Below are 5543 nucleotides of genomic sequence, written 5' to 3'. Positions count from 1 at the left end.
GCCCCCGTGCTGGTGATCACCGACGGCTGGTGCGATGTGCTGCGGGTGCGGCGCGAGCACGCCTATTTGATCCCGCAGGGAGCCAGGCTGCCGTTCACCGCACGGGGGCCCGTCTTCCGGGTGAGCTGAGCCGTAGTGTGTGATCGGATGGATCCCGCACTCCCGTCCGCGGGACCACAGGAAAGGACTGATCGTGGCTACCACGCGCTCCGCACACACCGTCTGGGAAGGCAACCTCCTCGAGGGGAGCGGTGTCGTCAACTTCGACTCCTCCGGTGCCATCGAGGCACAGCCGGTCACGTGGGCCTCGCGCTCCCAGGACGCCAACGGCAAGACCAGCCCCGAGGAGCTGATCGCCGCCGCGCACTCGAGCTGCTTCTCGATGGCGCTGTCGCACGCCCTGAACGGCGCGGGCACCCCGCCCACCAAGCTCGTCACGTCGGCCGACGTCTCCTTCCAGCCGGGAGAGGGCATCACCGGCATCCACCTCACCGTCGAGGGCACCGTGCCGGGTCTCGACGAGGACGGCTTCGTCGCCGCCGCCACCGACGCCAAGGCCAACTGCCCCGTCAGCCAGGCCCTGAAGTCCGTGCCGATCACGCTGGACGCGAAGCTCGCCTGAACCCCGAGGCACCAGCCGCGCAGACCGCTCGTCCGGGGCGGTCTGCGCGCTGCCGCACTCGGGAGGGCCAGGGCGGGGAAGGGACGCGATGATCACGGGAACAACGTCCGGCGGCACGGCGGGACTCGACTCCGGCACCCGCCGACTCACCCGCGTCCTGGTGCTGTTCAGCCTCAGCGGCACCCTGGACCCGCCGGGGCCCTCGCTCGGCAGCCTCGTCGACCGGTTCGACTTCGGCCGCTTCGCCCTGCACCTGAAGTCCAGCGAGGCGGTGCTGCCCGCGCCGGTGCTCGTGGCGGACGTACCGCCCGGGGAGCTGCGGCTGCCCCACGGCCACCACGGACTCTCGCCGGCCTCGGCCGAGCTCGTCGTGCTCACCACCCCGCGCGGTGACATCACCCTGGTCCTGGACTGCGAGTTCGCCGGCCGCACCCCCTGCGACGCCCTCGCCGCGTGGCTCGCCGACTCCTGCTTCGACCGGGACCGCGTCACGCTCGGCGGCCGGCCGCTGCTCGACGTGCTGCGGGAGCGGCTCGCCCCCCGGGAGCCGCTCGCCTTCGGCCAGAACGTCCACCAACTCGTCTTCCCCGGAGGTGAGTTGCGTGAGGAACTGCTCGGCGCCGACCCGGCCCGGCAGGCGGTCGTACTCAACGAGCTGGTGTACCGCGGCCGGCGGGCCACAGCGGAGCCGCCCCACCTCAGGAGCCACGGCACCACCCTCTCCGCGCACGGCCGCGGCGTCTCCGTCCACGCCGGCTGGGCCGAGCACGTGGAGAACGGTCTGACGCTGGTCGCCGTCGGCATGGTCTCCGCGCTCGCCGTCCTCCAGCGCACCCGGCTGGCCGCCTTCGCGACCATGCGGGCGAACGAACAGGCCTCGGCGAGCTCCCCGTACGAGATCCGCTCGCTGATCTCGCAGCTGTCCGCGGGCGTCAACGAACTCCAACTGGACCTGGCCTTCGGGGTGGAGGCGTACGTCGACAGTCTGCTGATCCCGGAGACGGTCATGGAGGCCTTCCAGTCCTCCCTGCGGGACGCGTTCGGCATCCGCGACAGCCTGGACAACTCCGCCCGCATGGTGGAGCGGCTGACCTCGGTGATCAGTGCCCGCTCGGCGGCCCTGGACGCGGAGCTCGCGGAGCGCGACGACCGCCGCGACCGCACGGTGTCCGTCCTGGTGGCGATCGCCACGCTGATCGCCCTGCCGCCGACGCTGCTGCTCGGGTTCTTCGGCGCCAACGCCTCGACCGTGGACCCGCACCGCTCCGTGTTCGACCCGCGCTACCTCCCGGCGTACGTCCTGGCCTGGGTTCCCTTCCTGGTGCTCGCCGTGATCGGCTACGTCCGGATCATCCGGGCCGGCCGTCGCTCCGGCTCCCTGCTCCGCCGGACCGCCCCGGTCCCCGCCCAGCGCCCCCCGTCCGGAAGCTGACCGCCGTATGCCACGACGTCCCGCCGTCTCCGCCCACCGGGGTGGCTCCGAGCGTGCCGGCGCCGCGACCTGGGAGGCCTACGAGGACGCGATCAGGTCGGGTGCGGAGTACGTCGAGTTCGACGTGCGGCGCACGGCCGACGGGGTCTTCGTCGTCCACCACGACGCCCGGGCCGGCGGCACCGGACCGTTCCTCCGCGAGATCACCCACGCCGAGCTCAGCGCCCGGGCCGGGCACCCCGTGCCGGTCGTCGACGACGTGATGGCGCTGATCGCGGGGAAGCTGGTCGGTCATCTGGACCTGAAGGAGAGCGGCTACGAGCGGGAGCTGATCGACCGGGCGGTGGCCCTGCTCGGCACGGACGGCTTCGTCGCCACGACCCTGGAGGACCGCTCCGTCGCGGCCGTCGCGCGGGCCTTCCCCCGGGTGCGCACCGCGCTGTCCCTGGGGCGCGACCGCAAGGAGGTCGCCCGGGGCCGCCTCGCCGGCACCCGGCTCAGCGAGCTCCTGCCGATGCGCCGGGTGCGCGCCTGCGGCGCGGGCGGGGTGGCCGTGCACCAGCGGCTCGCCCGGGCCAACGTGCTGCGCGAGGCGGTCCGGCACGACCTGTTCACCATGGTCTGGACGGTCAACGACGACACCCTGATGCGGGCGTTCCTCGACCATCCGCGCGTCGACGTCCTGATCACCGACCGGCCCCGGCGAGCGGTCGCACTGCGCGGGGAACCGCACGAGGAGCGCGCACCGGGGTACCGGTCCCACTGAGCAGGGCCCACCCGCCCCATTGACAAGAGCGCACTCAAGTTTTGTGCTGGAGTGCGGGAAGGCTCTCCGGTGGACATCCCTGGCGGAAGGGGACGGCGATGGCACGTGCGGTCGGGATCGATCTCGGGACCACGAACTCGGTGGTGGCCGTGCTGGAGGGCGGTGAACCCACGGTTGTCGCCAACGCGGAGGGGGCCAGGACCACACCGTCGGTCGTGGCCTTCGCCAAGAACGGCGAGGTGCTGGTGGGCGAGGTCGCCAAACGGCAGGCCGTCACCAACGTCGAGCGCACCGCGCGCTCGGTGAAACGGCACATGGGCGACGGGAGCTGGCGCTTCCCGGACCAGGGCTCGGTCGACGGCACCCGGTACCGGGCGCAGGAGCTGTCCGCGCGGGTCCTGCAGAAGCTGAAGCGGGACGCCGAGTCCTATCTCGGCGAGGACGTCACCGACGCCGTGATCACGGTGCCCGCCTACTTCGACGACACCCAGCGGCAGGCCACCAAGGAGGCCGGGGAGATCGCCGGCCTCAACGTGCTCAGGATCATCAACGAGCCCACGGCGGCGGCGCTGGCGTACGGACTCGACCGGGGCGAGGAGCAGACGGTCCTGGTCTTCGACCTCGGCGGCGGCACCTTCGACGTCTCCCTGCTGGAGATCGGCGACGGCGTGATCGAGGTCAAGGCGACCAACGGCGACACGCACCTGGGCGGCGACGACTGGGACCACCGGATCGTGGAGCACCTGGTCAAACGTTTCAAGGGGCAGTACGGCGTCGACCTGGGCAACGACAAGATGGCGCTCCAGCGGCTGCGCGAGGGGGCCGAGAAGGCGAAGATCGAACTGTCGTCGTCCTCCGAGACCACGATCAACCTGCCCTACATCACGGCCTCCGCCGAGGGGCCCCTGCACCTCGACGAGAAGCTGACCCGCGCGCAGTTCCAGGAACTCACCGCGGATCTGCTGGACCGTTGCAGGACGCCCTTCCACCAGGCGGTCAAGGACGCGGGCATCAAGCTGTCCGCGGTCGACCACGTGATCCTGGTCGGTGGTTCGACACGGATGCCCGCGGTGACCGACCTGGTCAAGGAGCTCACCGGAAAGGACCCGCACAAGGGGGTCAACCCCGACGAGGTGGTGGCGGTCGGGGCCGCGCTCCAGGCGGGTGTCATCCGCGGTGACGTCAAGGACGTGCTGCTGCTCGACGTGACCCCGCTGTCCCTGGGGATCGAGACCAAGGGCGGCATCATGACCAAGCTCATCGAGCGCAACACCACGATCCCCACCCGCCGTTCGGAGATCTTCACGACGGCCACCGACAACCAGCCCTCGGTGGGCATCCAGGTCTACCAGGGCGAACGCGAGATCGCCGCGTACAACAAGAAGCTCGGCGTCTTCGACCTCACCGGGCTCCCGCCGGCGCCCCGGGGCGTCCCCCAGATCGAGGTGGCCTTCGACATCGACGCCAACGGGATCATGCACGTCTCGGCGAAGGACCTCGCCACCGGGCGCGAGCAGAAGATGACGGTGACGGGCGGATCGGCGCTCCCCAAGGAGGACATCGACCGCATGATGCGGGAGGCCGAGCAGTACGCCGAGGAGGACCGCAACCGCCGCGAGGCCGCCGAGACCCGCAACCAGGCCGAGCAACTCGTCTACCAGACCGAGAAGTTCGTCCGTGAGAACGGCGACAAGGTGCCCGCCGACACCAAGGCGGAGGTCGAGTCGGCGGTCACCGAGCTGAAGCGGCTCCTGGAGGAGAACGCCGACACCAGCACCCTGCGCGGCGGCGTCGAGAAACTCGCCTCCGTCAGCCAGAAGATGGGCCAGGCGATGTACGCCCAGGCACAGCAGCAGCCCTCGCAGGACGAACCGGCCTCCCCGCCGCAGGAGGAGGAGGGCGTGGTCGACGCGGAGATCGTGGACGACGAGAAGGACCAGAAGGGCGGCGCCGCCTGAGGAACCGTCAGGCCTCCGTCCGCGGCCGCGGCCCCAGCTGGAACGGGTGGGCGGTCGGCAGCGTGGCGCACACGGCGTCGAGGACCGTCGCGTACGGCGTGCCGAAGTCGGTGAGCCGGGAGCGCAGTCGCTCCAGGCCGTCGCGGTGCTCGGTGAGCAGGCGGAGGTCCCCGGTGCGGGCCGCGACCTCCAGCACCGCGGGCAGGAAGTCCGGCAGCTCCTCACCGGTGAACTCCAGCCCGGCGGCCCGGTAGACCTCCTCGAACCGCACCAGCGACATCCCGCGCCGCCGGGTGGCCCCGTCCTGCCACCGGCTCAGGTACAGGCTGTGCCGGTTCGTGCCGTCGAAGACCCGCACGTAGTGCGCCGCCAGCTCCTGCGCGGGCGTCACCGCCGCGTGGTCGACGAACTCCCGCAACTGCGGGGCCGCCTCCCGCAGCAGCGGCAGCCGGGCCCGGAAGTCGTCGTCGGGATAGGTCAGGCAGAGCGCCGCCGCTGGTAGAGCACTGCGTCCGAGGGCATCAGGCCTCCTCCGCGTCGTCCGTGGTCTGCCGGTCGCGCTGCGCGTGGAAGTGTCCACCGGCACTCCGACGGTGTCGGCTCCGCCAGGCGGCGGGTGTCCCCGCCGGCAGCCGTCGGGTCACGTACCGGTCCTCGTCCTCGGTGATCGCCGGCAGCCGGTGCGTCGCCTCGGTCTCGTCGGCCCGCACGCCGACGGCGGCGGCCGCCGGTCCGGTGCGTCACCGCGGCTGACGGGTCGTGCCT

General features: G+C 71.8%; 5 protein-coding genes and 1 pseudogene. 4 read left to right on the top strand and 2 right to left on the bottom strand.

What is annotated here, in order from left to right:
* Positions 1–193: 193 nt before the first annotated feature.
* From AOJ26_RS38050 to dnaK, 4 genes are all read left to right on the top strand, one after another.
* Positions 194–622 carry an OsmC family protein gene (locus tag AOJ26_RS38050; protein WP_053852913.1) on the top strand — a complete coding sequence of 143 codons (429 nt, stop codon included), beginning with the start codon at positions 194–196 and terminating at the stop codon, positions 620–622.
* Between the two features lie 88 nt (positions 623–710).
* The gene (locus AOJ26_RS38045) at positions 711–2054 is read left to right on the top strand and encodes a hypothetical protein (protein ID WP_053852912.1); all 1344 of its coding nucleotides are present in this window, start codon (positions 711–713) and stop codon (positions 2052–2054) included.
* A gap of 7 nt (positions 2055–2061) precedes the next feature.
* A complete protein-coding gene (locus AOJ26_RS38040) occupies positions 2062–2820 on the top strand; it encodes a glycerophosphodiester phosphodiesterase family protein (protein ID WP_053852911.1) in 759 nt (252 codons plus the stop codon).
* Between the two features lie 98 nt (positions 2821–2918).
* Positions 2919–4778 (top strand): molecular chaperone DnaK, encoded by a 1860-nt coding sequence (gene dnaK / locus AOJ26_RS38035; protein WP_053852910.1) that lies wholly within the window; start codon positions 2919–2921, stop codon positions 4776–4778.
* A gap of 7 nt (positions 4779–4785) precedes the next feature.
* Here dnaK and narJ read toward each other — a convergent pair.
* Together narJ and AOJ26_RS44720 are read right to left on the bottom strand one after the other, a co-directional pair.
* Positions 4786–5300 (bottom strand): annotated as a pseudogene (gene narJ, locus AOJ26_RS38030) (nitrate reductase molybdenum cofactor assembly chaperone).
* Complete coding sequence (locus tag AOJ26_RS44720; RefSeq protein WP_053852909.1) at positions 5300–5488, bottom strand: hypothetical protein; 189 nt, start codon at positions 5486–5488, stop codon at positions 5300–5302. The pseudogene narJ and the gene AOJ26_RS44720 overlap by 1 nt, the downstream one beginning before the upstream one ends.
* Positions 5489–5543 lie beyond the last annotated feature (55 nt).

The organism is Streptomyces sp. NRRL B-24085 (assembly GCF_001282115.1).
Lineage (GTDB): Bacteria > Actinomycetota > Actinomycetes > Streptomycetales > Streptomycetaceae > Streptomyces.
Note: the sequence above shows the minus strand (reverse complement) of the source record. Positions and strands in the feature narration are given on the sequence as shown.